Annotated in this window: 12 protein-coding genes; 10 read left to right on the top strand and 2 right to left on the bottom strand. The window is 70.9% G+C overall.

The annotated features are described in order from the left end of the window. Positions 1-52 precede the first annotated feature (52 nt). Positions 53-769, bottom strand: coding sequence for a class I SAM-dependent methyltransferase (locus tag ACVTJA_RS48380; RefSeq protein ID WP_465831156.1), 717 nt, complete (start codon positions 767-769; stop codon positions 53-55). A gap of 121 nt (positions 770-890) precedes the next feature. Between ACVTJA_RS48380 and ACVTJA_RS48375 the strand changes: the two genes are divergently transcribed. From ACVTJA_RS48375 to ACVTJA_RS48330, 10 genes are all read left to right on the top strand, one after another. After that, entirely contained in the window at positions 891-2003 is a 1113-nt protein-coding gene (locus tag ACVTJA_RS48375; protein WP_465831155.1) for a vWA domain-containing protein, read from the top strand. Continuing rightward, positions 2000-3460: a choice-of-anchor D domain-containing protein gene (locus ACVTJA_RS48370; RefSeq protein WP_465831153.1), complete on the top strand. Its 1461-nt coding sequence runs from the start codon at positions 2000-2002 to the stop codon at positions 3458-3460. Before ACVTJA_RS48375 ends, ACVTJA_RS48370 begins: the two co-directional genes overlap by 4 nt. Then, positions 3460-4938 carry a hypothetical protein gene (locus ACVTJA_RS48365; protein WP_465831151.1) on the top strand — a complete coding sequence of 493 codons (1479 nt, stop codon included), beginning with the start codon at positions 3460-3462 and terminating at the stop codon, positions 4936-4938. The genes ACVTJA_RS48370 and ACVTJA_RS48365 overlap by 1 nt, the downstream gene beginning before the upstream one ends. Then, positions 4935-8123 carry an IPT/TIG domain-containing protein gene (locus tag ACVTJA_RS48360; RefSeq protein WP_465831149.1) on the top strand — a complete coding sequence of 1063 codons (3189 nt, stop codon included), beginning with the start codon at positions 4935-4937 and terminating at the stop codon, positions 8121-8123. The genes ACVTJA_RS48365 and ACVTJA_RS48360 overlap by 4 nt, the downstream gene beginning before the upstream one ends. A gap of 166 nt (positions 8124-8289) precedes the next feature. Next, entirely contained in the window at positions 8290-9417 is a 1128-nt protein-coding gene (locus ACVTJA_RS48355; RefSeq protein WP_465831148.1) for a hypothetical protein, read from the top strand. 135 nt (positions 9418-9552) lie between these two features. Beyond that, the gene (locus ACVTJA_RS48350) at positions 9553-10071 is read left to right on the top strand and encodes a hypothetical protein (RefSeq protein ID WP_465831147.1); all 519 of its coding nucleotides are present in this window, start codon (positions 9553-9555) and stop codon (positions 10069-10071) included. A gap of 153 nt (positions 10072-10224) precedes the next feature. Continuing rightward, entirely contained in the window at positions 10225-10950 is a 726-nt protein-coding gene (locus ACVTJA_RS48345; RefSeq protein ID WP_465831146.1) for an SDR family oxidoreductase, read from the top strand. Next, positions 10947-11786 carry a dihydroneopterin aldolase gene (locus tag ACVTJA_RS48340; protein ID WP_465831145.1) on the top strand — a complete coding sequence of 280 codons (840 nt, stop codon included), beginning with the start codon at positions 10947-10949 and terminating at the stop codon, positions 11784-11786. Before ACVTJA_RS48345 ends, ACVTJA_RS48340 begins: the two co-directional genes overlap by 4 nt. Further along, positions 11783-12562 carry an SDR family NAD(P)-dependent oxidoreductase gene (locus ACVTJA_RS48335; protein ID WP_465831143.1) on the top strand — a complete coding sequence of 260 codons (780 nt, stop codon included), beginning with the start codon at positions 11783-11785 and terminating at the stop codon, positions 12560-12562. Before ACVTJA_RS48340 ends, ACVTJA_RS48335 begins: the two co-directional genes overlap by 4 nt. Positions 12563-12585: 23 nt before the next feature. Next, positions 12586-13335: a queuosine precursor transporter gene (locus ACVTJA_RS48330; protein WP_465831141.1), complete on the top strand. Its 750-nt coding sequence runs from the start codon at positions 12586-12588 to the stop codon at positions 13333-13335. A gap of 6 nt (positions 13336-13341) precedes the next feature. Here the strand turns inward: ACVTJA_RS48330 and ACVTJA_RS48325 are convergent, their stop codons facing one another. Continuing rightward, a complete protein-coding gene (locus ACVTJA_RS48325) occupies positions 13342-14643 on the bottom strand; it encodes a PQQ-binding-like beta-propeller repeat protein (RefSeq protein WP_465831139.1) in 1302 nt (433 codons plus the stop codon). Positions 14644-14682: the final 39 nt, after the last annotated feature.

Genomic DNA, 14682 nt, shown 5'->3' with positions numbered 1-14682 from the left:
CGCATGAGCAGCCACCGGGCCCGACCGCGACGCGGCGGGCCCCGTGGCCGTCTCACCGCTTCGTGGCGATGACGACGCTGAGCGGCGTGAAGGGCTCTGGGAGGATGCCGTCGCGGACCTCCACGGTGAAGCCCTCCGCCTCCAGCAGCGCGCGGGCCCGAGGCACCAGGAACGTCAGGTAGTACATGACGAACGGCGGCCGCCAGAGCGCGTTGCGCACGCGCATGGCCGCGTTGAAGCTCTTGGCCAGCCAGAAGCCCGGGCGGAGCTTCGAGGGCGGATGTGAAGTCACGAAGAGGAAGCGGCCTCCGGGGCGCAGCGCTCGGGTGATGCCACGCACCAGTCGAGGCTCGTCCTCCTCGAGGATGTGACCGAAGGCGCCGAAGCTGGTGACGACGTCGAACTCCCTGTCGAACGGGAGCTCCAGCGCGTCGCCGCGGATGAACTCGAAGCGGGCGTCACCGGGGGCGCCGTGGATCCGGCGGTCGGCCTCCTCGAGCATGCCCTGACTGAGGTCGAAGCCGACGACGCGCTCGCGGGCGAGGGGCCGCAGGAAACGCATGGCCGCGCCGGTGCCGCAGCACACGTCGAGCGCGCTGGCGACGGAGTGGGGCGGCCCGAGCTGCTCGACGGCGACCTTGAGCACCGGGTCCGGAGTGCGGAAGGGCGTGTAGTCGAACTTGGGGGCGAGCAAATCGTACCCGCGCTCGACGGAGGTGAGCGCCTGGGTGGCCAGCTCGACGAAGGTGGGCCCTTGGCGGTGGAACATGGTGCCCTCGCATGTAGCGCATCTTTAGCGGGTGCAGGTGTCGTGTTGTCCGAAGTGGAGGGTGGAGGACGGAGCCCGGGCGGGGCGCGAGGCGGGGAGGATGGGCTAGGCTGCACGCCCCATGCGCCGAGCCGCTGCTGTCGCCTTCCTGGCGCTCCTCTTCACCGTGGCCTGCCGTGACGAGCGGCTCGTGCCGTCGCTGCCACCGGGCTACCACGTGGACACGTACGCCCAGCGCTCCGCGTCCTCGGTGGACGTGCTCTGGGTGGTGGACGATTCGGGCTCCATGGCGCCGAGGCAGGAGTCGCTGGCGCGCAACTTCCAGGCATTCATCGCGCTGTTTCGCGAGGGGCACATCGACTTCCGGATGGGCGTGGCGACGACGGACATCTTCACGCGCCCGGGACAACTGGTGAGCGAGCCGCGCGTGCTGGCGCCGGACACGCCTGGGTTGGAGCAGGCCTTCGGGGACAGCGTGCGGGTGGGCACGCAGGGCAGCGCGTACGAAGCGGGCCTGGAGGCGGCGCGCCTCGTGCTGGAGCGCCAGGCGCGGGAGAACGCGCCGGTGCTGGAGGCGCGTGCGGCGTGCGAGTCGGGCTGTGCGTCGGAGTCCTGCCGCGAGGCATGCGCGGCGGCACACCCGGTGGCCTTCCTGCGTCCCGGGGCGTGGCTGTACCTGGCGTTCGTGACGGACGAGGACGACCGCTCGCCGCACGACGTGCGCACGTATTGGCGCACCTTCGAGCAGGCGAAGGGGATTGGGAATGACGGGACGGTGGTGGCGTCGGCCATCATCGGAGGCGTGCCGTCGAACGGGTGCGGCGCGGAGCCGGGAGCGCGGTACGCGGAGCTGGTGAAGCTCACGGGGGGCGAGGTGGGGAGCATCTGCGACGCGGACTTCGCGGACACGCTGAGGACCCTGGCGACAAGCGCGGTAGGGCTGCGACGCACGTTCGCGTTGGAGCAGGCGCCGAAGGTGGACTCACTGAAGGTACGCGTGCGCTATCCGTGTGGCGTGCCACCGGAGTCCATTCGGGGCTGTGAGTCCGTGGACCGCACGGCCTGCGAAGGCCAGCCGGCGGAAGCGCTGGAGGCGGTGTGTACGCCGGTGCAGGGCGGGGCGGATGGGTGGACGTACCAGCCGGAGCGGCGCGTGGTGTTCTTCGCGGGCGAGTCCGTTCCAGGACTCGGTACGCGGGTGGAGCTGGAGTACGTGGAGGGGGACGCGTCGTGAGGCGTCGCGTTCTCCACAAGTTGTCCGTCCTCGTCCTCGCGCTTCTGTGCTTCATTGGAACTGCGTGCGACGGAGACGGGCCCTCGCGCACGGTGCGCCCTCGTTGGGTGGTGCCGGAACCGGCGCTCGACTTCGGACCGGTGCCCGCACTGAACGAGCGCACGGTGACGCTGCCGATGGTGAACGCGGGGCGCGCGTCGCTGCGCATCCTCGGAATCACCGTGCGCGAAGCGGAGACTCCCTTCCGTGTGGTCTCCGCGCCGGAGGAAGTCGCCGCGCAGAGCGAAGCGCCCGTCACGCTGGCCTTCACTCCTCCGCGAGAAGCGACCTACTCGGCCACCCTGGAGTTGCGCACGGACGACCCGGAGCAGGGCTCGGTGGAGGTGGCACTCCGAGGAGAAGGTCGCACCGCGGCGGTCATTGAGCTGGACCCGCAACAGCTCGACTTCGGCAGGGTCGCGGAAGGAAGCGCGGCTGTGCGGACCTTCACCGTGCGCTCGCGAGGCAGCGCGCCTCTGGTGCTGGAAGAAGTCGCGCTCACGAGCGAGACGCCCACCACCTTCGAGCTGGTCGGCTCGACGCGGACGCCCGCGGTGCTGGACGTTGGCCAAGAATCTCCGCTCACCGTGCGCTACACCGCCCCCGTGGGAGCCACGCCCGAGCCAGCGAGCGGCGCCCTGCGTCTGCGCACCACGGACCCGGACCACCGCGAGGCCACGGTGTCGCTGGTCGGCGGCGTGAACCGTGCGCCCCTGCCGGTCATCGCGCCACTCAGAGCGAACGCTCCGGGTCAGCAGGTGGTGCTCGATGCAATGGGCTCGCAGGACCTGGATGGAGACACACCGCTCGAGTACGAGTGGTCCCTCCGCCAGCGGCCCGTGGGAGCACAGGCCACCATCGCGGACCCCGCAGCCGCGAGCACGGTGCTGCGGTTGGACCCGGTGGTGCCGGGTGAGTACGAGGTGGAGCTGCACGTCACGGATGCGGCGGGAGCCCGCAACCTCCAGTCCGCGACGGCCCGAGTGCTGGCCGTGCCCGCGCAGCGCCTGCTGGTCGAGGTGTCCTGGAACAACGCGGCCACGGACCTGGACCTGCACGTGCTGCGAAGCACGGACGCTGAGTTGGGCTCCGCGCCGGATGACTGCCACTACGCGAATCCACGCCCTGACTGGGGCGACCCCGGTCCACTCGATGACCCGGAGTTGTTGCGAGACCGGCTGACGGGCTACGGGCCGGAAGTATTCGGCTACGAGATCCCCGTGTCCGGGACCTACCGCGTGGCGGTGGTGCTCGCCCGCGAGAACGGAGCGGTGGACCCGCGCAGCGAGGCCACGGTGCGCGTCTACGACCGGGGCGTGCTGAAGGGCGAGTACCGCCGCACGCTGGCGAAGCAGGGCGACATGTGGAAGGTGGCGGACGTGCAGTGGCCCTCGGGCATCGTCACGGAGGTGCCGTGATGTCGCGTGCCGCCGTGCTGCTCGTCCTGTCGCTGGGAGTGCTCATCACCGCATGCCCCTCTGACCCCGCGAAGCCCACGCCCGACGCGGGCCCCGAGGTAACGGCCTGTGAGCACCGCGACGACTGCGAGGGCGGCCAGGTCTGCGGCACGGAAGGTTTCTGTGGCCCTTGCGAGTCCAGCGGCCAGTGCCGGCTGAAGGAGCGCTGTGACGCGGAGGCGCACGTCTGCACGCTTCGCGACGGCTGGGGCACCGACTGCACGGCCAGCGCGGACTGCGAGCTCGGGATGTGGTGCCGCCAGGGACTCTGCCGGCAGCGTGCGGACGTGGTCCTCTGCCCCTCGGGCACGAAGGACGAGTGCCCTTCGGGCCAGCGCTGCAACACGGCGAGCCTCGTCTGTGAGGAGGACCTCGGCTGTGTGGAGGACGCGGACTGCGGTGCGGAAGAACGCTGCAACACGGGGCTGCACGCCTGCGTGCCTCGCTGCACGGAGGCCACCGTGCCCCAGGTCTGTGCCTCCGGCGAGCGCTGCGCGGAAGGCCGGTGCGTCCAGTGCGAGGCGGATGCGGAGTGCGGGCCCGGTCTCATCTGTGATGCCGCGGGACGCTGCGCGGCGACACCGCGTTGCTACTCGGACCGCGACTGCACGGTGCCGCTGCAATGCCACGTGCCGAGCGGAGCCTGCCTGCCCGCACTGCCTCCCTGCACCTCGGACGATGGATGCGCAGCGGACCAGCGCTGTGACGTGGGAACCGGCACGTGCGTGCCAAGGGCCTGCGCGCCGGATGCGCTGGAGCCCAACAACACCTCCACGACGGCATATCCCGTGCGCGCGAGTCAGTACGTCGGTCTCACGCTCTGCCCGGACGACGCGGACCACTTCTCCATCACGTTGGAGCGAGGCGATCAGCTCGGCGTGAACGTGGAGGCGGATGCCTTCGCGGAGCCGGCGTTCTCCACCACGCTCCAGGACGCGAGCGGGAGGGTGCTCGCGTCAGGGCACTTCCTGGTAACGCATGTCGCGGCAGTGCCGGGCACGTACACCGTGCGCATCGCCGCGCAGGGAAGCGAGCCTCGTTTCTACGACGTGGGCTTCTTCCTCTCGCGCGGAACGCCGTGTGATGACGACTCCCACGAGCCCAACAACACACCCGCCACGACAACGGCTGTCGCAGCGGGTCCGTTCATCGAGGGGATGCTGTGTCCCCAGGACCAGGACCACTTCCGCCTGACGGTGCCGGAGGGGCGGGGCGTGCGCGTGGTGCTGTCGAACTACGTCGCCGCGGAGGGGCTGCTGCGTCTGTGCCTGTTCGGAGGAGACGGCACGCAGGAACTGGGGTGCTCCACGGAGGCCGGCGGAGCGATGGTCTCCCTGCCCGCATCCGTCGCCGGAGGAAGGACGCTCACCGCGCGAGTCACCGGAGACGATGCGCGCACCACGAATGGCTACACCCTCCAGGCGGAGCTGCTGCCATGAGCCGAGGTCTCCGCGCCCGGGCGCTGCCAGCACGCCTCCGTCGCGGTGGAGCGGGCGCCATCCGTCATGGCGACTGCTGTCGGGAACACGCCAGTGCCAGGGCAGGGCTCCTGCTCGTGGCGGTGCTCTGCCTGCTGCCGCTGCTGTCCGCCTGTGGTGACAGTCCGCGTCCACCTGGAAGCATCAACGACGCTGGCGTCACCGACGCGGGAACGCCGGCCGAAGACGCGGGCACCGATGCGGGCGCGCAGACGGACGCGGGCCCGGCACCCACGATTCTCTCGTCGCTGCCGGCACGAGGCGAGAGCGGAGGCGGCACCTGGGTGCGGCTGATGGGCAGCGGCTTCGTCCAGGGCGTGGCCGCGACTCCCACGGAGGCGGCCCGTCGCTCGGTGCTCAAGGTCGGCGAGCGCGAGGTGCGCGACTTCCAGCTCATCGATGACACCTCGCTCGACCTCCGCACGCCGCCAGGAACACCGGGGCCCGTGAGCATCACGCTGGTGAATCCGCGAGGCACGGCCCGCTGCGGAGCCTGCTTCACGTACTTCGAGTCCTTCGACCTGCGAGACCTCTCCCCCGCGACAGGCGCCCTCTCCGGCGCCAACACGGTGACGCTGGTGGGCACGGGCTTCCCGGTGGAGGTCCAGGTCCTCTTCGGAGGCACGGCCAGTCCCGCCGTCACGCGAGTCTCCTCCAACGAGCTCCGAGTCATCGTCCCTCGCGCCCCGAGCGCCGGCCCCGTGGACGTGAGAGTCCAGGGACAGGGAAGTGGAGGCGTGCTGCGGCGCGCGTATCGCTACATCGACGACCCGCGAATCATGGACGTCACGCCGCTCACTGGCCCTCAATCCGGAGGCACGCAGGTGGTGCTCGCGGGCAGGGGCTTCGAGGGCACCACCGCCGTTCTCTTCGGAGGCACGCCCGCCCCGCTGTTCCAGGTGGACTCTCCATCGCGACTCACGGTGACCGCGCCCACGGGCCCGAGCACGGGAGCCATCGATGTGACAGTCGTCACGCCACGAGGCGCCTGGACGGTGCGCAACGGCTTCACCTACGAGGAGCCCGCCTCATCAGGCTTCGCTCTGCACGGAGTCTTCCCCCACGTCGGCACGAGAGCGGACGGCACGGTGACGCTCACGGGAAGCGGGCTCGACGCGCCCGGGCTCGCGGTGTCCTTCGGAGGCGAGGCCGCAACGCTCGCCACAGTGACACCGACTACGGCCACCGTCACCGTGCCCGTACGCGCCTCCCTGCCACGCATCGTCACCGTGAGCGCCACGACCGGCGCCGCGAGCGCCAGCCTCCCGAATGGCTACACCTTCCAGCTCTCGCTCTCCCGAGCGACACCCGACACGGGCCCCACCACCGGAGGCACATCGGTAGCGGTGGAAGGAACGTTCATTCCACCGGACGCGGTGGGGCGGGTGGGGGCGCTCGAAGCCATGGCCGTATCCACACCCACGCAGGAACAGTTGCGCTTCACGACGCCGCCAGGAGGCGCGGGCGCGCACGCCCTCCACGTCTTCTCCGCGAGCGACCCGGAGAATGAAGCCCTCCTGCCGGATGCTTTCACCTACGAAGCACCGCTCACCCTCGCCCAGGTGGAGCCCGCCCGAGGCGCCATCGCCGGAGGCACCCGAGTCACGGTGAGAGGCGCGGGTTTCGGAGCCGGCACCATCGTCACCTTCGGAGGCGAGCCCGCGACGGACGTGCAGTTGGTGGACGGCCACACGCTGACCTGCCGCACGCCGTCCTCGCGAGTGCAGGCTCCCGTAGAGGTGGCCGTCACACGAGGCGCCACCCGCGCCGCGCTCCCCGAGTTGTTCACGTACTTCGACCCGAGAGGACCGGGAGGACTCTCCGGAGGGCCGCTCACGGGGACGCTGAACGTCACGGTGCTCGACACGTCATCCGGAGCGTACGGACAGCCTGTCGCGGGAGCACGGGTGATGCTCGGCACGGACGCGGCGACACCGCTCCAGGGGCTCACGGATGCACGGGGGCAACTCACGCTCTCGGACCCACGGATGGTGGGCGCGCAGGTCGTCACGGTCTTCAAGGACGGCTACGACGCGGTGACGGTGGCGGGCATCCGCGCGGAGAACCTGACAGTGTTCCTGCGCAAGCTCACGAGCGACTCAAACCCGGGCAACCCGCCCGACCTCCCTCCGGCCACCATCACCGGCCGAGTGCGAGGCTTCAAGCCGCCAAGGCCCCTCGCGTCCAACGAAGTGCTGGAGGCCCGCGTCTTCGTCGCACAGCCGAGCCCCACCTCCGGCCCGCCCTTCGCGGGCCCCGGAGACCGGCGCGCGGACACGTGGCGAGTACGAGCGGAAGGCGGCACGTTCCAGGTCCACGCCCAGCCCGGCCTGCGAGCGGTGTACGCGGTGCTCGGCGTGTTGAGGGACGAAGTGGACTTCGAGCCCTACCTGCTCGGAATCCGCCGAGGCATCGCGGCTTCGTCCACGCGGGTCGCGGAGGGGCAGGACGTGGTGCTCGACATGCACCTCGACGTCACCGCGCCGCTCACGGTGGATGGACCCATCACGGTGTCGGGACAGTCCGCGCTGCACCAGGTGTACGCATGGCTGGACCTGGGCGCGGAGGGCCTGGTGCCGCATCCGCACAACTGGGGCACGGGCACGCGCTTCTTCTCCGTCATCGAAGGCCCGGGGCCACGGCTCAGCTTCCCCGGCCTGCCTCGCGTGGACGGGACGAGCCTCCTGTTCCTCGACCTGCTGCGAGGCACCACCACGTATCCGCAGAGCCTGCTCTACCACCGCCAGCCGGGAGACCCCGCGCAGGGCATGATGCTCGGGCCCCTGCTGCCGCTACCCGTCTTCACCGCGCCACCCTCCGGCCAGCGCTTTTCCGGAGCGGTGGCGTGGAGCACGGACACCTCCGCGCAGGTGCCCGACGTGCAGCGGCTCACCCTCACCGCGGTGGGCGAAGGAACCGGCATCCGCTGGACGGCCATCCTCCCTGGAGGAGAGACACAGGTGACGCTCCCGCAGCCCGCGCTGGAGGTGCTCCGCGCCGGACTGCCCGGGAACACGCGCCTGCGCGCGGACCTGTCCACCGCGCGAGTGCCGCGCTTCGACTACGCGCAGTGGACCTACGACACCCTCTCGCCCGTGACGTGGACGGCCTATGTGCTCGGACGCTCGGAGGTCTTCGACCCGTGAGTTGTTGCGCCGCCCGTGACATGCATGTTCTGGCAGAGGGGGGTCGACCTGTGAGCCGTCGCCTTGTCGCGATGGGCAGGGCCTGCATGCCGCGCTGCTCGGAGGCCCTCGACTGATGAACGTCCGTCTCGCCAGTAACGTGGCCGGTCAGCGCGCTGGACCGCTCATGAGCCACCGCTGTTCATGGCTCGCCGCGCTGTTGCTGCTCGTACTTGCTGCCTGTCATGACAACGCTCCAGCGCCAGGCACCACGGCCTGCGGCGCGGACGCGGACTGCGGCACGCCCGCCGAGGCCTTCCGCTGCGACACGCAGACGCACGCCTGCCGCTGCCGCACGGACACCGCCTGCGGCCCGAGCGAGCTCTGCAACGAAGCGGGCTTCTGCCAGGACCGCGCGGGCTGCGAGTCGAACGCGGACTGCGGTGACGCCTCGCTCTTCTGCGACGCCGGCACGGGCACCTGCCTCACGCGAGGCCGCTGCACCTCGGACCTGCACTGCCCGCTGGGTGAGGTCTGCGATGTCTCGCGAACCACCTGCGTGTCCGGCTGTCGAAGCGAAGGCGATTGCCCTGGCACTGCCTGCCGTTGCGGCGACGCACCGTGCACCTGCGACGCCACCACGCCCGAAGGCCGCGCCGCCTGCGAGCTCGGCGTCTGCGATGCGGCCTTCTGCGCGGACGACACCGACTGCGCCTTCAGCCAGCGCTGCGGCACCACCCAGAGTTGCTACAGCGACTTCGACCCCACGCGCCGCCCCTACTGCGCGAGCTGCACGTACGGCGGCGGCCTCCAGGTCTGCGGCCGAGGCGCCAACTTCTGTCTGCGCGACACGGCCAACCCGGGCAGCGCCTTCTGCGGCGTGGACTGCTCGCAGGGGCAGGGCTGCCCCAACGGCTACCAGTGCGCGGACGTGGTGGTGGCCGCGAGCCGGGCCCGTTGCCGCTCGGATGCGGAGTGCGCGCCCGTGCCCTCGCTGACGTGCAGCGGTGATTCGGACTGCGGACACGGTGGCCGCTGCGTGAAGTCACCCGGTCAGGGCACCGGCGCGTGCGCGGGCCGCTGCGCGATTGCGGAGGGGGGCGTGGAGGGCTTCTGCACCTGCCAGCAGGACGCGGACTGCGTGCAGGACGCATGCAGCCAGGGCGCGTGCACGGTGAGCCGTCGAGCCTGCACGGAGGACGCGGACTGCCGGCCCATCCGCTGCGTGGACTCCGGAGGCGTGGGCGGCTGCCTCGTGGGACAGAACTGTGCCCCCCAGGAGGGGCTGACCTGTGCCGAGGTCGCACCCCGCTAACTCCGCATACCGCCGAGGGTTTTGGGTGTAGGTCCAGGTGGTGCCCGCCCGGGAGGGGGCGGATGCCCGGTTCATTGAATGAAACACGGGGCCCCCCGTCAGAAGGTGCAAGCAGGACGACGGAGGTTGAACGCAATGGCTCTCAAGACTGGTATCGCGTCCCTGGTTCTCGGCACCCTTCTCTTCGGCTCCACGGCAGCTCTGGCGGAAGACGGCAGCGTGCGTGACTGGGCCAACCAGGAGGCCTCGCGCCGCACGAACGGCACCACCCCCAACAACTACCGGGATGGCCGTGGTGACCGCGACCACGACCGCGACTACCGCGATGACCGCCGGGGTGGCCACGTCGAGGTCCACGTGCACGGCGACGCGTGCCGCCACGGCCCGGCGCCGCTGCCCCCTCCGCAGGCCCGCGGCCGCTACGAGCTCCAGACGGTGAACCGCTACGTCGACGGCCGCTACGACCGCGTGTGGGTCCCCGAGGTCTGCAGGGAGCGCCACCACCGCCGCGGCCGCGTCACGAAGTGCACGGGCGGCTACTACGAGCAGCAGTGGGTGCCCGGCCACTACGAGGCCGTGCAGGAGTGGGTCTGGGTCTCCTACGACAACGGCGGTTGGCGCAACCGCCCCCACGCGGCCAGCTACTACCCGTAGCGAAGACGGTTTTCTGACTCAGGGGGAAGTACCTCAGTAGGGGAAGTACATGTATCGCGGGGCGCATCGGACTACGGGGGTAGTCCGGTGCGCCCCGTGCCTTTTCAGGTGCGGGGTGCCTTTCCGCCAGCGGCCTGTTACTGAATGCGGCCCATGGGTACCGCATTCGTCACGGGAGCCGGCATCCGCATCGGTAGCGCGGTGGCCCGCGCGCTCGGCCGCGCCGGTTATGACCTGGCCCTTCACGCGAACCGCTCGCTCGACTCGCTGGAGTCGCTGGCGGAGGAACTGCGGGGGCTCGGCCGCCGCGTCACCCTCCACGCGGGCGACTTGAGCAACCCGGACGCGGTGGACGCGCTGGGCGCGCAGGTGCGCGAGGCCTGCCCCTCGCTGGACGTGGTGGTCCACAACGCGGGCCTCTTCGAGCGCGTGGACTTCGCCTCCATCACCCGCGCGCAGTACCGCCGCATGCTGGGCGTCAACCTGGACGCGCCCTTCTTCCTCACGCAGGCGCTGCTGCCGTCACTGCGCGCGGGGAAGGACCCGCTGGTGGTGCACCTCACGGACATCGGCGGCGAGCGGCCGGTGAGTCACTACTCGCATTACTCGGTGAGCAAGGCGGGGCTCATCATGCTGACGCGTGCGCTCGCGGTGGAGTTGGCGCCGCACGTGCGCGTCAACGCCGTGTCTCCCGGCACGGTGGCCTTCCCGGAGGACTTCGACGCGGCGGCGCGCGAGGCGGTGCTGAAGCGGATTCCCATGGGACGCGAGGGCAGCATCGAGGACATCGCGCGCACCGTCGTCTTCCTCGCCCGCGAGGCGCCGTACATCACCGGGCAGGTCATCGCCGTGGATGGCGGCAGGAGCGCACAGCTATGAATGGAGAGCCCCCCTTCCACCCGCCGGTGGTGACGACGCCGCAGGGCCGGCCGCTGGACGTCATCGAGCTGCGGGGCCTCACGGTGGACTGCATCGTGGGCGTCTTCAACCGCGAGCGCTTCGCGGCGCAGCCGCTGCGGCTGGACGTGGCCCTCTTCCTGGACACGCGCAGCGCGGCGGCGGGCGGCAAGCTGGCGAACACGGTGAACTACGGCCGGCTCGCGGGCGAGCTGCGCTTCCTCCTGGAGGCGTGCCGCTTCGAGTTGCTGGAGTCCGCCGCCGAGGCCGTGTGCCGCTACCTGCTGGCTCCGCCGACCGTGGATGTGCCGAGAGCCCAGGTGCACGCGGCCACGGTGCGAGTCACCAAGCCGCAGGCGCTGGGAGGCATGGCGGTGCCGTCGATGCAGATTCACCGCACCGCCGAGGAGATGGAGTACGCGCGCGAGGACAAGCCCTTCGGCCGCGTGGACATCATCCACGAGGGCGCGGGGTACGGCGTGTACCGCCTGCGCGTGAAGCCGGGAGGCACCATTCCCACGCACGTGCACCAGCAGATGGAGGAGAGCGAATTGGTGCTCGGCCCCGGGCTGCTGCTGCAGGGCAGGCCGGTGGAGCGGGGCATGGCCTTCCACTGGCCGAAGGGCTTCCCGCACCGCTACGACAACCCGACGGCCACGGAGCAGACAGTGCTCTGCGTGGACCGGCCGCGCTTCATCCCCACGGACGAGGTGGAGACGGCGCCGCCCGGGGAAGGCCTCGCGCCCGCGACGGGCTTCTCCTACTACCCGCACGAAGCCCCCGTGGCCCCGGGCTCGCCGGCGGAGCGCAGTCCGTGAGCGCAATCGGCACCAGGAAGGTGCTCGTCACCGGCGGCGGCACGGGCATCGGCCGAGCGGTGGCGGAAGCCCTGCTGCGCGGCGGTGGGCAGGTGGTGGTGACGGGCCGGCGCGCGGACGTGCTGGACTCACTCGCGCGCGAGTGGCCGGGCAAGGCCTTCGCCCTGCCGTGTGACCTCTCCGCACCGGAGGCCCGCGACGGACTGCTGCGCCGGGCGGCCACGCTCCTCGGAGGGCTGGACGGCTTCGTCCACAGCGCCGGTCAGGTGGTGCACCAGCCTCCGGGCCACATCGGCGAGGACGCCCTGCGCGCGCAGCTCGAGGTCAACCTCGTGGCCCCGCTCCGCCTCGGAGAGCAGGCGCTGGAAGTCCTGGAGCCCGGTGGCGCACAGGTCTTCGTCGCCTCCACGCTGGCCACGCGGCCCGTCCTCACCAGCGCGGTGTACAGCGCGGCGAAGGCGGGACTGCTCCAGGTCATGAAGGTGCTGGCCCTGGCCGGAGCGGCGCGAGGCGTACGCGCCAGCGCGGTGCTCCCGGGCGTGGTGGAGACGGACATGACGCGCGAGGTGCGGCTCGCTCCGGGTGAAGGCCCGCTGTCCTCCCAGGAGTACGCGCGCCGTCAGGAAGCCCAGCTTGCGGGCCTGCGGGCGCTGCACCCGCTCGGCCGTCTGGGGCATCCGGAGGAGGTGGCAGAGGCGGTGCGGTACCTCCTGGGGGCCTCCTGGCTCACCGGCTCGGAGCTCGTGTTGGACGGGGGGCTACTGCTCCGGGAGTAGGGCGCGGTATAGACGCGCGCGCGATGGTTCTCGACAGGCGGATTCAGCTCTTCGTGGTGCTGGCGGCGGTGTTCGTCATCGCGCTGGTGGTGGGCGACATCATCTCGGTGAAGCTCTTCGAGGTGAACCTGGGGCCCATCACGGCGGTGATGTCCATCGGCATGCTGCCGTTCCCCGTGACGTTCCTCCTCACGGACATCCTCAACGAGTTCTACGGGAAGAAGGCCGCCCGCTTCATCACCTGGGTGGGCTTCTTCATGGCCATCTTCGCCTTCATCGTGATTGCCATTGCCGTGAGGGTGCCCTGGGCTCCGCTCACCCGCGCGTCGGACTGGCGGGGCGCGGTGGAGGCCACGTTCAACAACATCTTCGCCGGCTCGCAGCGCATCCTGATGGCGTCGATGGTGGCGTACCTCGTCGGCCAGTTCTGCGACATCGCCATCTTCAACCTGCTCAAGCGCGTCACGCACAACAAGATGCTGTGGCTGCGCGCGACGGGCTCCACGCTGGTGTCACAGCTCATCGACACGGTGGTGGTGCAGTTCATCGCGTGGACGGACGTGCTGCCCACCGCGACCATCTTCAACATCATCTACACGTCGTACGTGGTGAAGCTGCTGGTGGCCGTGGGCCTGACGCCGTTCGTCTACCTGGGCCACGCCTTCGTCGAGCGCAAGCTCGGCATCAAGCCCGTGGTGCTGGGCGAGAATGGCGAGCCCGTGGAAGCGCCCGCGCAGGCCGCCGTCGAGGCTTCCTCCTTCCGCGCCGCCTGAGCCGGCTCAGGGCACCAACCGCTGGAGGAAGACGTCCGTGTCGTCCGCGGCGAACGAGCGGCTACCGAAGGTGCGCGTGCCGAAGAACATGCCCGCGCCCACCACGTCTCCGTCGGGCAGGAAGGTGACGTCACGCAGGAGCGGCGTCGCGAAGCACGGCGTGGTGACGTAGAAGTCCTGCCACAGCACGTCGCCCCCGGCGGACAGGCGCGCCATCTCCGAGCCGCAGCCGTGCCGCCACAGCATCGCCGAGCTCCCATCCGAGTCCACCGCGAGCCGCGCTCCCTCCGAGCCGCTCGTGTCCTCGCTGTCCAGCACGCGCCCCCACAGCGGCTCGCCGTACGCGTCCGCGGCCAGGGCGAACACGGTGGGATGGCAGCCGCGCCGGGAGCAGGGCGTCTGCAGGGTGTCGTGGCCCCATTCGAAGGTGCCGTTGAAGTCTCCGGTGAAGAGGAAGCCGCCGTCCGGACGGAAGGACACGTCCGTGAAGTTCGGCGGGGTGGGGCCCACCTCGCGCTCCCAGCGCACCTCGCCGTCGGGCGTGAGTCGCACGATGAAGCCGAGGCTCTCGAAGGGGTCCACGGGCTTCAGTCCCGCCATGACGATGCCGCCCTCCGAGTCGAGTGCCGCGACGGTGGCCGAGGTCACCGCGGGCACGTCCCGTTTCCAGCGCGAGCCTCCCTGCGCGTCGTGGCGCTCCACCACCAGCCCGTGCGCTACCACCACTTCGCCGTCTCCGTCCGGCAGCAGCGCCCTCACGGAGCCCGTGGCGTGCGCCCAGCGCGGACTCCCGTCCGGAGCCAGCTTCGCGACGAAGGCGCTGTCGAAGATGACCGTGTCCCCCACGCGGAGCCGGCCCTCCACCTTGCCGGCCACGAAGACATCGCCCGTGGCGGACACCGCGAGCATCGGCGCATCCACGTCCGCGATGCCCTCGTCGCCGGGTTCCGGCGTGAAGCTTCGCGTCCAGAGTTGCTGCCCGTTGCCGTCATGGCGTGACACGGTGAGCGTCGTGCCATCCGGGTCCAGCGAGGTGTAGCGGGGAGCCGGCGCCTCGCTCGTGCCGAGCACGATGACGCCGCCGCTCCCATCCGAGGCGACGGCGACGACGTCCTGTCTCCCGGCCTGCGCGGTGTGCGCCGTCCAGCGGGCGTCCCCGGGCTGGAGCTCGGGAATCACGGGCGCGGGGGCCGGCTCCTCGACGATGGACTGAGCCGGGGGCGCCGTCTTCCCCGCGTCACAACCCCCGCCGAGCGCGGCCCACACGCCCAGCGCCAGCCCCGCCGTGCCTGCCCGCCAACGCACCATGCCCGTCCCCGCTCCGCCCCTGCTTCCGGCCGGTCGCGA

The organism is Pyxidicoccus sp. M6 (genome assembly GCF_055568925.1).
Note: the sequence above shows the minus strand (reverse complement) of the source record. Positions and strands in the feature narration are given on the sequence as shown.